At 67.4% G+C, this 14,278-nt stretch carries 10 protein-coding genes; 6 read left to right on the plus strand and 4 right to left on the minus strand.

Annotated elements, in window-relative coordinates:
* Positions 1 to 14 precede the first annotated feature (14 nt).
* The 4 genes from polA to DWF00_RS01380 form a co-directional block, all read right to left on the minus strand.
* On the minus strand, positions 15 to 3,056 hold the full coding sequence (gene polA / locus DWF00_RS01365) for a DNA polymerase I (protein ID WP_114828736.1): 3,042 nt from the start codon (positions 3,054 to 3,056) through the stop codon (positions 15 to 17).
* A 360-nt stretch (positions 3,057 to 3,416) separates the two neighbouring features.
* Complete coding sequence (locus DWF00_RS01370; RefSeq protein WP_114828737.1) at positions 3,417 to 4,355, minus strand: aldo/keto reductase; 939 nt, start codon at positions 4,353 to 4,355, stop codon at positions 3,417 to 3,419.
* A gap of 279 nt (positions 4,356 to 4,634) precedes the next feature.
* A complete protein-coding gene (gene typA, locus DWF00_RS01375; RefSeq protein ID WP_114828738.1) occupies positions 4,635 to 6,458 on the minus strand; it encodes a translational GTPase TypA in 1,824 nt (607 codons plus the stop codon).
* 157 nt (positions 6,459 to 6,615) lie between these two features.
* Positions 6,616 to 7,899, minus strand: coding sequence for a TAXI family TRAP transporter solute-binding subunit (locus tag DWF00_RS01380; RefSeq protein ID WP_181832582.1), 1,284 nt, complete (start codon positions 7,897 to 7,899; stop codon positions 6,616 to 6,618).
* Between the two features lie 181 nt (positions 7,900 to 8,080).
* Here DWF00_RS01380 and DWF00_RS01385 point away from each other — a divergent pair, with 181 nt between their 5' ends.
* The 6 genes from DWF00_RS01385 (at position 8,081) to DWF00_RS01410 (ending at position 14,036) form a co-directional block, all read left to right on the plus strand.
* Entirely contained in the window at positions 8,081 to 8,740 is a 660-nt protein-coding gene (locus DWF00_RS01385) for a phosphoribosylanthranilate isomerase (protein ID WP_114828740.1), read from the plus strand.
* 25 nt (positions 8,741 to 8,765) lie between these two features.
* Positions 8,766 to 9,983 (plus strand): tryptophan synthase subunit beta, encoded by a 1,218-nt coding sequence (gene trpB / locus DWF00_RS01390; protein ID WP_114828741.1) that lies wholly within the window; start codon positions 8,766 to 8,768, stop codon positions 9,981 to 9,983.
* A 20-nt stretch (positions 9,984 to 10,003) separates the two neighbouring features.
* A complete protein-coding gene (locus DWF00_RS01395) occupies positions 10,004 to 10,735 on the plus strand; it encodes an SIMPL domain-containing protein (RefSeq protein WP_114828742.1) in 732 nt (243 codons plus the stop codon).
* A 40-nt stretch (positions 10,736 to 10,775) separates the two neighbouring features.
* A complete protein-coding gene (gene trpA, locus DWF00_RS01400; protein ID WP_114828743.1) occupies positions 10,776 to 11,642 on the plus strand; it encodes a tryptophan synthase subunit alpha in 867 nt (288 codons plus the stop codon).
* Positions 11,643 to 11,779: 137 nt separating this feature from the next.
* Entirely contained in the window at positions 11,780 to 12,685 is a 906-nt protein-coding gene (gene accD / locus DWF00_RS01405; protein ID WP_114828744.1) for an acetyl-CoA carboxylase, carboxyltransferase subunit beta, read from the plus strand.
* 28 nt (positions 12,686 to 12,713) lie between these two features.
* Positions 12,714 to 14,036 (plus strand): bifunctional folylpolyglutamate synthase/dihydrofolate synthase, encoded by a 1,323-nt coding sequence (locus DWF00_RS01410; protein WP_114828745.1) that lies wholly within the window; start codon positions 12,714 to 12,716, stop codon positions 14,034 to 14,036.
* Positions 14,037 to 14,278 lie beyond the last annotated feature (242 nt).

Below are 14,278 nucleotides of genomic sequence, written 5' to 3' on the forward strand. Positions count from 1 at the left end.
CCCGGCTGGAAGCCTCAGTGCGCCTCGTCCCAGTTGCCGGCGGCGCGGGCATCGACCTGCAGCGGCACGCGCAGCTGCACGGCCGGGTGCGGCGCGTCGACCATCACCCTGGTGATGACCGGCAAGGTCGCCTCGACTTGGGCGTCCGGCACCTCGAACACCAGTTCGTCGTGCACTTGCAGCAGCATGCGCGCGTCGAGCTTCGCGGCGGCCAGTGCATCGTCCATCCGCACCATGGCGCGGCGGATGATGTCGGCGGCCGAGCCTTGGATCGGCGCGTTGATCGCCTGGCGCTCGACGAAGGCGCGCTCGGACGGGTTCTTCGAGGCTACCGCCGGGAAATGGCAGACGCGGCCGAAGATCGTGGTCACCAGCCCGTTGGCGCGCACCGCCGTCTTGGTCTGGTCCATGTAGTCGCGGATGCCGGGGAAGCGCTCGAAATATTTGCGGATATAGGCGCCGGCCTCCTCGCGCCCGATGCCAAGCTGGTTGGCGAGGCCGAAGGCCGAGATGCCGTAGATGATGCCGAAATTGATCGCCTTGGCCCGGCGGCGCACCTCGCTCGGCATGCCCGCGACGGGTACGCCGAACATCTCGGACGCGGTCATCGCGTGGATGTCGACGCCATCGGCGAAGGCCTGCCGGAGTTGCGGGATGTCGGCGATATGGGCGAGGATGCGCAGCTCGATCTGGCTGTAGTCGGCCGAGATCAGCTTGTGGCCCTTCTCGGCGACGAAGGCGGTCCTGATCTTGCGGCCGGCCTCGGTGCGGATCGGGATGTTCTGCAGGTTCGGCTCGGAGGAGGAGAGCCGGCCGGTGGTCGTCGCAGCCAAAGCGTAAGACGTATGCACGCGATGGGTCTGCGGGTTCACATAGCCCGGCAGCGAGTCGGTATAGGTCGATTTCAGCTTGGCGAGCTGGCGCCATTCCAGGATCTTCGCGGGCAGCTCGTGGCCCTGCTCGGCCAGGTCCTCCAGCACGCCGGCGCCGGTCGCCCACTGCCCGGTCGCGGTCTTCTGCGCGCCGGCCAGGCCCATCTTGCCGAACAGGATGTCGCCGAGCTGCTTGGGCGAGCCGATCGTGAATTTTTCGCCGGCGAGCGTGTAGATCTCGTCCTCCAGCCGCGCCAGCCCCTGCGCGAAATCGCCGGAGAGACGCGACAGGATCTGCCGGTCGATGGCGATGCCGCGCCGCTCCATCTTGGCGAGCACGTCGACCAGCGGCCGCTCCAGCACCTCGTAGACGCCGGTCTTGCCCTCGGCCGCGAGCCGCGGCTTCAGCGCTCGCCACAGGCGCAGCGTGACGTCGGCATCCTCGGCGGCATAGGCGGTCGCCTTGTCGAGTTCGACCTTGTCGAAGGTGATCTGCGCCTTGCCGGTGCCGGCGACCTCGGAATAGGGGATCGTCTTGTGGCCGAGATGCAGCTCGGAGAGGCGGTCCATGCCGTGGTTGTTCCGGCCGGCATCGAGCGCATAGGAGATCAGCATCGTGTCCTCGACCGGGAACACGGTCAGGCCGTGCCGTTCGAGGATCAGCAGGTCGTATTTCAGGTTCTGGCCGATCTTGAGGATGCTTGCATCTGCGAGAAGGGGCTTCAGCGCCGTCACCACGTCGGTGAGCGGAATCTGGCCCTCGACCATGCCGCCGCCGAACAGGTCGGTGCCGCCGCGATGCTGCAGCGGGATGTAGCAGGCCTTGCCGGGCGCGACCGCGAGCGAGATGCCGACGAGGTCGGCCTGCATGGCGTCGAGCGAATTGGTCTCGGTGTCCAGCGCAACGTAGCCGGCTTCATAGGCCCAGCCGATCCAGCGGGTGAGGTCGGCCAAACTGCGCACGCATTCATAGGTCGAGCGGTCGACCGGCAGCTTGGCCACCTCGTCGCGGCGCTGCGCCACCAGATCCGCGGGCGTCATCAGTCCGTCCGCGGAGACGGAGGCCGTGGCCGGGACGGCGCCGTTTGCGACCGGCGCGCCCTCGTTTGCTGCTACTGGGGCGGCGGCGAATGTTGCGACGGCATCACCGCCGACATAGAGCGCCTTCAACTCGGCCGCGCGCGAGCCGCCGGGCGCCAGCGCCGCATCGGCCTCGACGGCGGAGACATCGACCTCGTAGGCCTCGGAGACGCGCTTGGTGATGGTGGTGAACTCCATCGCCTTGAGGAAGGCGACGAGCCTGGCCGGGTCGGGCTGGCCGAGCGTCAGATGCGAGAGCGGCGTCTCGACCGCGACGTCGTCGACCAGCGTCACCAGCTTGTGCGAGATGCGGATTTTCTCGATCACCTCGGGATTGGTCAGCGTCTCCCGGCGCTTGGGCTGCTTGATCTCGCCGGCCCGCGCCAGCAGCGTCTCGATGTCGCCGAATTCCCCGATCAGCTGCGCCGCCGTCTTGATGCCGATGCCCGGCGCGCCCGGCACGTTGTCGGTGGCGTCGCCCGCCAGCGCCTGCACGTCGACGACCTTATTGGGCATGACGCCGAAATATTCGACCACTTCGGGCTCGCCGATACGCCGCTCCGCCCGGAAGCCTGCGCCCTTCTTGGCGTCGCCCGAGGCGGGGTCGTACATGGCGACGCCCGGCCTGACGAGCTGCATCAGGTCCTTGTCGGCCGAGACGATCAGCACGTCGGCCCCGGCCTCGCGCGCCTGCTTGGCATAGGTCGCGATCAGGTCGTCGGCCTCGTAGACGTCCTGCTCGACCGGGATCAGCCCGAAGGCGCGCACGGCTTCGCGCATCAGCGGAAATTGCGGGATCAGATCGGCCGGCGGCTCGGAGCGGTTGCCCTTGTAGGCGGGATAGAGCGTCTTGCGGAACGAGTTCTCGGACTTGTCGAAGATGATGGCGAGATGGGTCGGCTTCACGCCGAGCACGCCCTCGCGCACGAACTGGAAGAGCTTTGTGGCGAAGAGCCGGACTGCGCCCGAGGGCAGGCCATCCGAGCGCGAGAGGTATTTCCGGTCCTGGTTGATCGACTGGAAATAGGCGCGGAAGATGAAGTTCGAGCCATCGACCAGGAAGAGATGGTCGCCGGGCTTCAGATCGGGTGCGGTCGTGCTCATGGCGCGGACCTTATGCGGGCGAGGCGGACCGGTCCATTGGTGTTGCGCGGGTTGGCGCAAAAGCCTGTCAGCAGTCTGGCGCTGCCCTACCAGTAAGAGGCGCGGGGAACCCTCTCCCGTAGGGAGAGGGCAGGGTGAGGGGTAGGCCGTTGGACCAGTTAGGCAAAAAGCCAACCGCGTCATTGCGAGCGCAGCGAAGCAATCCAGGGGGACGTCGAGCGCTTCAGTCTGGATTGCCTCGCTGCGCTCGCAATGACGGGTAGGTCACGGCTACAATGTCAAACGACCGACACCTCACCCAACCCTCTCCTTGCAGGAGAGGGCTTTTCCGGCGGGCTTCCGCATCCGATCGATACGGCTTCACTTCGTGATCGTATCGATCTCCGCAAGCTCTTCAGCCGTCAGCGCCCACTCTGCCGCCTTCACATTGGCCTCGACCTGCTCGGGCTTGGTCGCCCCCGCAATGACGCTGGAGACGACCGGCTGGGCCGCCAGCCAGGAGAAGGCGAGCTCGATCAGGGTCTTGCCGCGCGCCTCGCAGAAGGCGGTCAGCTTCTCGGTCTTCTCCCAGTTGACCTCGGTCAGCACCTCGGTCGCGCGCTGCGATTCCCGGGTCATGCGCGCGCCTTCCGGCAGCGGCGCGTTGCGCTTGTACTTGCCGGTCAGCAGGCCGTTGGCGAGCGGGAAATAGGGCAGCAGGCCCATGTCGTAGTGCATGGCGGCCGGGATCAGCTCCTTCTCGGCGCCGCGCACCATCAGGCTGTACTCGTCCTGGCAGGAGACGAAGCGCTCGGTGCCGAGCGTCTTGGCGGTCCAGGCCGCATCCGCGACCTGCCAGCTCGGGAAGTTGGAGCAGCCGATATAGCGCACCTTGCCCTGGCTGATCAGGTCTTCGAGCGCGCGCAGCGTCTCGTCGATCGGCGTCAGCGGGTCGGCGCGGTGGATCTGGTAGAGGTCGATCCAGTCGGTCTTCAGCCGCGTCAGCGAAGCCTCGACCGCCTCGATGATGTAGCGGCGCGAGCCGCCCTTCTTGATGCCGGCCTCATCCATGTTCATGCCGAACTTGGTCGCGAGCACGATCTGCTTGCGGCGGTCGCCGAGCAACTGGCCCATCACGTCCTCCGAACCGCCGCGATTGCCGTAGACGTCGGCGGTGTCGAACAGGGTGATGCCGCAGTCGATCGCCTTGTCGATGACCTTGCGGGCCGACTCGAAGTCGATCCGGCCGCCGAAATTGTTGCAGCCGAGGCCGACGAGCGAGACGCGCAGGCCGGAGCGGCCGAGATTGCGGGTGAGCATGGGGAGGAGTCCTTCGATGGGAAGGACCGTAGAGGATCAGAGCCGGCGCACCGGCGCAACGGCTGCCAGCGCAAGGCCGGGCTGACGCGAATGGAGGGCGTCGGGGATAGGCTCCGCCGTCGGGGTCGTCCTCGGGCTTGGCCCGAGGATCATCCCGACCATCCACGTCTTCGCTTGCGATGAACGGTCAAGACGTGGTGCTCGGCACAAGGCCGAGCATGACGTCGAGGGCGTTGTTATCGAGGGCGTTATTCCTGACAGCGCCAGAAGTGCGGTGGCTCAGGCCACGGCTTCCTTCTGCTTCTGCGAGCGCTTGCGCTCGTTCGGGTCGAGCACGCCCTTGCGCAGGCGGATCGACTTCGGCGTGACTTCGACCAGTTCGTCATCGTCGATCCAAGCCAGCGAGCGCTCCAGCGTCATCCGGATCGGCGGCGTCAGGCGGACGGCCTCGTCCTTCGAGGTGGTGCGGATGTTGGTGAGCTTCTTGCCCTTGAGCACGTTCACCTCGAGGTCGTTCTCGCGGGTGTGCTCGCCGACGATCATGCCCTGGTAGACCTTCCAGCCGGGCTCGATCATCATCGGGCCGCGATCTTCCAGGTTCCACAGCGCATAGGCCACGGCCTCGCCGGTCTCCATCGCGATCAGCACGCCGTTGCGGCGCCCGCCGATCTCGCCCTTGTAGGGCAGGTAGTCGTGGAACAGCCGGTTCATGATCGCGGTGCCGCGCGTGTCGGTCAGGAGCTCGCCCTGGTAGCCGATCAGGCCGCGGGTCGGGGCGTGGAAGACCAGGCGCAGGCGGTTGCCGCCGGAGGGACGCATCTCCAGCATGTCGGCCTTGCGCTCGCTCATCTTCTGCACGACGACGCCGGAATGCTCCTCGTCGACGTCGATGATGACCTCCTCGATCGGCTCCAGCAGCTGGCCTGACTCATCGCGCTTCAGCACGACGCGCGGACGCGAGACGCCGAGCTCGAAGCCCTCGCGGCGCATCTGCTCGATCAGGATGGCGAGCTGGAGTTCGCCGCGGCCGGAGACGATGTAGCTGTCCTTGTCCTTGGCTTCCTCGATCTTCAGCGCGACATTGCCCTCGGCCTCCTTGAGCAGGCGGTCGCGGATGACGCGGGTGGTGACCTTGTCGCCCTCGGTGCCGGCGAGCGGCGAGTCGTTGACCATGAAGGTCATCGACACCGTCGGCGGGTCGATCGGCTGGGCCTTGATCGCGGTCTCGACCGCCGGGTCGCAGAAGGTATCGGCGACCGAGCCCTTCACCAGGCCGGCAATGGAGACGATGTCGCCCGGAATGGCCTCTTCGATCGGCGTGCGCTCGAGCCCGCGGAAGGCCAGGATCTTGGTGATGCGGCCGGTCTCGACCAGCGAACCGTCGCCCGCGAGCACCTTGATCATCTGGTTGGGCTTGGCCGAACCGGAGACGACGCGGCCGGTGATGATGCGGCCGAGATAGGGGTTGGCTTCGAGCAGGGTGCCGAGCATGCGGAACGGACCTTCCTCGATGCGCGGCTCCGGCACATGCGAGAGGATCAGGTCGTACATCGGCGCGAGGCCCTGATCCTGCGGACCAGCCGGGTCATGCGCCATCCAGCCCTGCTTGCCCGAGCCGTAGAGGATCGGGAAGTCGAGCTGCTCGTCGCTGGCGTCGAGCGCGGCGAAGAGATCGAAGACTTCGTTGATCACCTCGGTGACGCGGGCGTCGGGCTTGTCGACCTTGTTGATCGCCACGATCGGGCGAAGGCCGAGCTTCAGCGCCTTGGAGACCACGAACTTGGTCTGCGGCATCGGGCCCTCGGCCGCATCGACCAGCACGATGGCTGAATCGACCATGTTGAGGATGCGCTCGACCTCGCCGCCGAAATCGGCGTGGCCGGGAGTGTCGACGATGTTGATGCGGACGTCCTTCCAGACCACCGAGGTGGCCTTGGCCAGGATGGTGATGCCGCGCTCCTTCTCCAGCTCGTTGGAGTCCATCACGCGCTCGATCACGCGCTGGTTGTCGCGATAGGTGCCCGACTGCTGCAGCAGCTTGTCGACGAGGGTGGTCTTGCCATGGTCGACGTGGGCGATGATGGCGATGTTGCGCATTGACATCGAAAGGGCCTTTTCATGACCGCAAGCCGGCACGGAAAAGCCCGGCCGGCGCAGCCCCTCTACAAGAGAATCTGGAATTCGCTGCGCTGCACATAAACGTTGGAAGCCGTTTGGGCAACCTCGTCCGCGCGAGGGACGCCGTTGTGCTTAAGGCGCGTCAGTCATTTTGCGCCTGCGCCTCGACCAGGACGAGCCGCCGCTCGGCCACGGCGCGGCCGACCTGGTCCATGGCGAGCCTGTAGGCGGCGAGCCCGGCCGCGTCGACGTCGCCCTGCGAGAAATTCGACAGCACGTCGGCGAGGACGGCGTCGGCCTCGCGCTCATAGGTGATCAGCGCCCTGTCATCCTCCTCGGCCCGGATGGCGGAGAGCATGGCGACCAGCCGGTCTAGCCCCGCCATCGCCTTGCGCCGCCGCGCCGCGCTTTCCTGGCTGAGCAGCCCGGCGAAGCCGGTGCCGACCACCGAGAGCACCATCACGCCGAGATAGAACCAGTCGCCATAGCGCTCGAAGAAGGTTTCCTGCTCGCCGTCGATGAAGGCCGCGGCACCGGAATGGACCGAGAGCGGCGCGTCCTTGTCGGTCGAGGGCGCCTCCAGCCCCTGGATCGAGGGCAACTCGCCGGCGAGCGTCATGCGCAGGCCGAGCAGCGCCTTGACGAGGTCGCCGACCGTGCCGTCGTCGAGCGACTGCGCCGCCATCAGCCGCGAGGTGATCGCGATCGTCGGCAGGTTCTCGGCCGGGCGCGGCGGGTCGCCGCCGAGCGCGCCGCGCACGATCTCGCCGGTCTCGATCGGCCGGTGGCGGGCCGCGATGGCGTCGGCCTCGCGGATCGGGATCAGGACGGGGTCGTTGCCCCAGGCCGAGCGCAGCCGGGCGAGGCCCTCGTTATTGGTGCGCGAACCGACGGCGTTGATGGAGAAGAAGGCGTCGATGCGCTTCTCCTGCGCCGCGGCCACGACCTCGTCGCGCCCGAGGGCGACGATCTCGATCTCCTCCGCGCGGACCTCGTATTGCTCCAGCACCAGCTTCAGCAGCGCCAGATTGCCCTTCGGGTCGCGGACGACGCCGATCTTGCGCCCGCGCAGGTCGGCAATGCGGCCGATCGCGCTGTCCTTGCTGGTGATGAAGAACGGAAAGGAGCGGCGGATGATCAGCGCCGTGTCGGCCTGCTCGGGCAGGGCGATGTCGGGCCTGACGATGGCGAGCTCCGCCTGGCCCTCGTCGATCCGCTTGGCGCTCTCCTCCGAGCCCTCGGTCAGGACGAGGCGGACGCGGATCTGCGACTTCTCGCGGCTCAGGCCCTGCACGAAGCCGGCCGCCAGGCGCGCATCCTCCGAGCCGAGCGGGCCGACGGCGAGGCGCAGGGTCTTCGGCTGGTTCAGGACGTAGAAGACCGACGCGGCGATGCCGAAGATCGCCAGCACGCCCGCCAGAGCCATGAAACCGCGCCGCCCCATGCCGGATCAGATGCCCCTGTGCTGCTACTTCTGCGCGCAAGCATTGCGTTGCCCGTCAACATGTCGCAAGTGCGGCGCTGCTCACAGCATGATGCCGAAAAGTGCGTAGCGGTTTTCGGGCGACATCATGCTCCGGCCCTAACTGATATGATATGGCGTGCACATGTCCCGACCGGTCGCTCCTTTCCTCGTCAAGATCTGCGGGCTCTCCACGCCGGAGACGCTCGAAGCGGCGCTTTCTGCCGGCGCCGACATGATCGGCCTCAACTTCCATCCGAAGAGCCCGCGCTTCGTCACGCGGGAGAAGGCGCGGGAGCTGGCGGCGATCGCGCGCGGCCGGGCCGAGATCGTCGCGCTGATCGTCGATTTCGATGTGCAGCAGGCGGCAGAGCTGGTGGCCGACCTCAATCCGGAGTGGGTGCAGCTGCATGGCCGCGAGACGCCCGAGCAGGTCGAGGCCATTCGTGCCGCCACCGGCAGGCGCGTGATGAAGGCGCTCGGCGTCGCCGGCGCGGCCGATCTCGTCGCCATTTCCGCCTATGCCGCCGTCGCCGACCTCATCCTGCTCGACGCCAAGCCGCCGAAGGACGCGGCCTATCCCGGCGGCCACGGCAAACCCTTCGACTGGAGCATCCTGGCCGAACTCGACCCCGGCTTGCCCTTCATGCTATCGGGCGGGCTCGACCCGGCAAATGTCGCGGACGCCGTCCGCACCATCCGGCCGGCGGGCGTCGATGTCTCCTCCGGCGTCGAGACCGCGCCTGGTATCAAGGATATCGGCCGGATCAGTGATTTCGTCGCAGCCGCACGTCGCGCGGCGTAGGATTTGTAAGAAGGCAGGCTTGAGCATGAACGCGCCCCGCAACCCGAACACCTTCCGCTCGGGCCCGGACGAGAACGGCCGCTTCGGCATGTTCGGCGGCCGTTTCGTTGCCGAAACGCTGATGCCGTTGATCCTCGAGCTGGAACAGGCCTATGAGGCAGCCAAGGCCGATCCGGCCTACCACGCCGAGACCGCCTATGGCCTGAAGCACTATGTCGGCCGGCCCTCGCCGCTCTATTTCGCCGAGCGGCTGACCGAACATTTCGGCGGCGCAAAAATCTACCTCAAGCGCGAAGAGCTGAACCATACCGGCTCGCACAAGGTCAACAACGTGCTCGGCCAGATCCTGCTGGCGCGGCGCATGGGCAAGAAGCGCATCATCGCCGAGACCGGCGCCGGCCAGCACGGCGTCGCCACCGCGACGCTCTGCGCCCGCTACGGGCTGGAGTGCATCGTCTACATGGGCGCGGTCGATGTCGCCCGCCAGGCGCCGAACGTCTTCCGCATGCAGATGCTGGGCGCCACCGTCGTCCCGGTCGAATCCGGCACCAAGACGCTCAAGGACGCGATGAACGAGGCCCTGCGCGACTGGGTCACCAATGTCGCGACGACCTTCTACTGCATCGGCACGGTGGCGGGCCCGCATCCCTATCCGGCCATGGTCCGCGACTTCCAGTCGATCATCGGCCGCGAGACGCGCGAGCAGATGCAGGAGCTCGAGGGGCGCCTGCCGGATTCGCTGATCGCCTGCATCGGCGGCGGCTCGAATGCGATGGGCCTGTTCCACCCCTTCCTCGACGATCCGTCGGTCGAGATCTACGGCGTCGAGGCCGCCGGCCACGGCATTCCGAGCGGCCTGCACGCGGCCTCGCTGACCGGCGGCCGCCCCGGCGTGCTCCACGGCAACCGCACCTACCTGCTGATGGACGATGACGGCCAGATCAAGGACGCCCATTCGATCTCGGCCGGGCTCGACTATCCCGGCATCGGCCCGGAGCATTCCTGGCTCAACGATGTCGGCCGGGTGAAGTACCTCTCGGCCACCGACGAGGAGGCGCTGGAGGCCTTCCAGCTCATCTCCAAGCTCGAAGGCATCATCCCCGCCTTGGAATCGGCACATGCGCTTGCTCGTGTCGCGGAACTGGCGCCGCAGAAGCCCGGCGACCACCTGATGGTGGTCAACCTGTCGGGCCGCGGCGACAAGGACATTCCGCAGGTGGCGGAGATTCTGGCGGCGCGCTGAGCTCCGCCGAGAAGGAGCAGATGATGAAGAAGGCGATCCTGTTTGCGGCCATGCTGGCCTTGTCTAGCCAGGCGCAGGCCCAGAACCGCGACGCGGCTCCCGCCGAAGGCATCGTCATCCGCACCGAAGGCGAGGTCCGGGTGAAGCCGGATATCGCGACGATCCAGGCCGGATTGGTCAGCGAGGGCAAGACCGCGGCCGAGGCTTTGTCCAAGAACACGCCCGCGCTGGCGAAGCTGGTCGAGGCGGTCAAGGCCGCCGGCGTCGCGCCGGCCGACCTCGTCACCTCGCAGGTCTCGCTGATTCCGCGCATGACCCAGCCGCCGGTGACGCCAGGTCCGCGCCCGCCCCGCGCCGCCACGATCGACGGCTACGAGGCCCGCACCGGACTGACGATCACCATGCGCGACCTCGCCAAGGCCGGCCCGCTGATCGACGCGCTGGTCGCCGCCGGCTCCAACGAGATGTCCGGGATCAGCTTCGGCCTCGCCGACGAGAGCAAGGCCAAGGACGCAGCTCGCAAGAAGGCCGCCGAGGCGGCAAGAGCCCGCGCCGCGCTCTATGCCGAGGCGCTTGGCGTCAAGGTCGGCGACCTCGTGTCGATCGTCGAGGCGGAAGCCGAAGCTGTTGGCCGCGCCTCCGGCGACATGCGGGCCTTCCGCATGGCGGCGAGCGCCGCGCCGATCTCGGTCGAACCCGGCGAGCTGACGGTCACCAGCTCGCTGCGCACGGTTTGGCGGATTGCGCCCTGAGCCCTCGCCAGCCCGCCCCCTTCATGCTAACCGCAAGCCCATGACAGAGACCGGCCAGACCCGCATCCAATCCCGCTTCAAGGCCTGTGCAGCCGAGGGCCGCGCGGCGCTCGTGACCTTCGTCACCGCCGGCGATCCGGATTTCGACACCGCCAGCGCGATCCTCAACGCCTTGCCGCAGGCCGGCGCGGACGTGATCGAGCTCGGCGTGCCCTTCACCGACCCGATGGCCGACGGCATCCCGGTCCAGCTCGCCGGCCAGCGCGCGCTGAAGGCTGGCCAGTCGCTGAAGAAGACGCTCGCGATGGTCGGGGCCTTCCGTGCGGCGGGCCACGACACGCCGATCGTGCTGATGGGCTACTACAATCCGATCTGGGCCTATGGCGTCGAGCGCTTCCTTCAGGATGCCCGCGCCATCGGCGTCGACGGCCTGATCGTCGTCGACCTGCCGCCGGAGGAGGATGCCGAGCTCTGCATCCCAGCGCTGGCGGCCGGGATCAGCTTCATCCGCCTGGCGACCCCCACCACCGACGACAAGCGTCTGCCCAAAGTGCTCAGCAACACCTCGGGCTTCGTCTATTACGTCTCGATGACCGGCGTCACCGGCGGCGCCATCGCGAATTATGATGCGGTCGGCGATGCCGTGGCCCGCATCAAGCGCCATACCGACCTGCCCGTCGCGGTCGGCTTCGGCGTCAAGACGCCGGCCGATGCCGCCGCCATTGCCAAGGGTGCCGACGGCGTCGTCGTCGGCTCGGCTTTGGTCGAGCGTATCAGGCTTTCGCTCGATGCCGAGGGCAAGGCCACGGAAAAGACGGTTTCGGCTGTCACCTCGCTGGTCAGCGAGCTTGCCGCCGGCGTCCGCTCGGTGGCACGAGCCGGATCGCTTCAGGCTGAATCAGCCTGAAGCGTGAATCCGTCTCTCGCTAGAAATACTGAGAGCATGATGTCGTCCGAAAACCGCTTCGCACTTTTCGGCATCATGCTCGAAGGCAGCGGCCTGAACCGGCCTCTGCTTCAGTCTCACGTTTCAAGGATGATCCGATGAACTGGATTTCCGAAGTCGTCCGCCCGCGCATCAAGACGCTGTTCAAGCGCGAGAGCCCGGAGAACCTCTGGATCAAGTGCCCCGATTCCGGGCAGATGGTCTTCCACAAGGATGTCGAGGCCAATGGCTTCGTCATCCCCGGCTCGAACCACCACATGCGCGTCACCGCGACCGACCGGCTGCGCCTGACCTTCGACGAGGGCAAGTGGCTCGACGTGCCGCTGCCCGAGGTCGCGGTCGACCCGCTCAAGTTCCGCGACGAGAAGCGCTATACCGACCGCCTCAAGGACGCCCGCGCCAAGACCGGCGCGCAGGACGCCTTCAAGGTCGGCTATGGCCGGGTCAAGGGCCTGCCGCTGACCATTGCTGCGCAGGATTTCCACTTCATGGGCGGTTCGCTCGGCATGGCCGCGGGCGAGGCCTTCGTGAAGGGGGCTGAGACCGCGCTCGAGAAGAGGACGCCCTTTGTCGTCTTTGCAGCCTCCGGCGGCGCGCGCATGCAGGAAGGCATCCTTTCGCTGATGCAGCTGCCGCGCACCACCGTCGCCGTGCGCCGCCTGCGCAAGGCCGGGCTGCCCTATTTCGTCGTGCTGACCAACCCGACCACCGGCGGCGTCACCGCCTCCTACGCCATGCTGGGCGATGTCCACATCGCCGAGCCGGGCGCGCTGATCGGCTTCGCCGGCCCGCGCGTCATCGAGCAGACCATCCGCGAGAAGCTGCCCGACGGCTTCCAGCGCGCCGAGTACCTCAAGGATCACGGCATGGTCGACATGGTCGTCCACCGCCACGACATCCCCGAGACCCTGGCGCGTCTCGGCCGCCTGCTGACCAAGCAGCCCGCCGTCGAGGCGCCGGAGGCGGCTCCGAAGCCGGAGCAGCCGGTCACCGAAGCCGCCTGATCGGTTCGGCGGGCGGTTCGAGCGCAACATGGGGTCTTCCGACACGCTTCTGGCGCGCTTCCTGGCGCTGCACCCCAAGCTGATCGACCTTTCGCTCGGCCGCATCCTGCGCCTGCTGGAGCGGCTGGGCGATCCGCACCACCACCTGCCGCCGGTGATCCATGTCGCCGGCACCAACGGCAAGGGCTCGACCATCGCCTTCATGCGGGCGATCCTCGAGGCGGCCGGCCTCAGCGTCCACGTCTACACCTCGCCGCATCTGGTGCGCTTCCACGAGCGCATCCGGCTCGGCGCCCCCGGCGGCGGCCGCTTCGTCGACGAGGCCGTGCTGGTCGAGGCGCTGGAGCGCTGCGAAAAGGCCAATGCCGGCGATGCCATTACCTTCTTCGAGATCACCACCTCGGCCGCCTTCCTGCTCTTCGCCGAGCACAAGGCCGACGTGCTGCTGCTCGAAGTCGGACTGGGTGGCCGGTTCGACACCACCAATGTCGTCGCTCACCCGGCTTGCACGGTGGTGACGCCGGTCTCGCTCGACCATTCCGAATATCTCGGCGACACCGTCACCAAGATCGCCGGCGAGAAGGCGGGCATCTTCAAGCGCGGCGCGCCCGCGGTGATCGCGCCGCAGGAGCCGGAGCCGACCGCGGTGCTGGAGGCCGTTGCCGAGCGCGTTCACGCCTCCAAGGTTCTGATCGGCGCGCAGGATTTCAACGTCCACGAGGATGGCGGCAGGCTGGTCTACGAGGATGGCGACGGCCTGCTCGACCTGCCGCTGCCGCGCCTCGCCGGCCGGCACCAACATATCAACGCCGGCACGGCCATCGCAGCGCTCCGCGCCGCCGGCTATGGCGGATTGCCGGCCAAGGCCTTCGAGCAGGGCATGCTCACCGCCGAATGGCCGGCCCGGCTGCAGCGGCTGGCGCGCGGCCAGCTCGCCGAACTCGTGCCGGCGGGTAGCGAACTCTGGCTCGATGGCGGCCATAATCCCGATGGCGGCCGCGTCCTCGCCCAGGCCATGGCCGACCTCGAAGAGAAGAACCCGGCCCCGCTGGTGATGATCGCCGGCCTGCTCTCGACCAAGGACGCCAAGGCGACGCTCGGTCATTTCAAGGGCCTGGCGCACGCGCTCTTCGCGGTGCCGATCCAGAACCAGCTCGTCGCCCGCCCGGCCGAGGAGGTCGCGGCGCTGGCGCGCGAGGCGGGGCTCAATGCCGAGGTCTCCGGCTCGGTCGAGCAGGCACTCCGCGAAATATCGGCGCGCTCCTGGCCGGCGCCGCCGCGCGTCCTGATCTGCGGTTCGCTCTATCTCGCGGGCGAGGTGCTCTCGGCGAACGGCACGCCGCCGGTATAGGCGGGCTCAGCCAAGCTCTGGTATCTGGCCACCAGCTTGCTGTATTCCGCCACCGTCAGCAGCATATGCGATACTTTTCCGCGCTCCGTTATGAAAACAGGGGCGCTTTGAGCGTGCTGCTTCACACGCCCGGTGTGCCGCCAGAGTTCGTGGCTAGGTACGGTCGTCAATGTCACGATGCCCCACAGGCTATGCAACCCAAGGTAGCGATATTTCCTTGTCGATCAAGCGGTGCAGTACAT

It is taken from the genome of Allobosea caraganae (assembly GCF_003351345.1).
GTDB classification, from domain to species: domain Bacteria; phylum Pseudomonadota; class Alphaproteobacteria; order Rhizobiales; family Beijerinckiaceae; genus Allobosea; species Allobosea caraganae.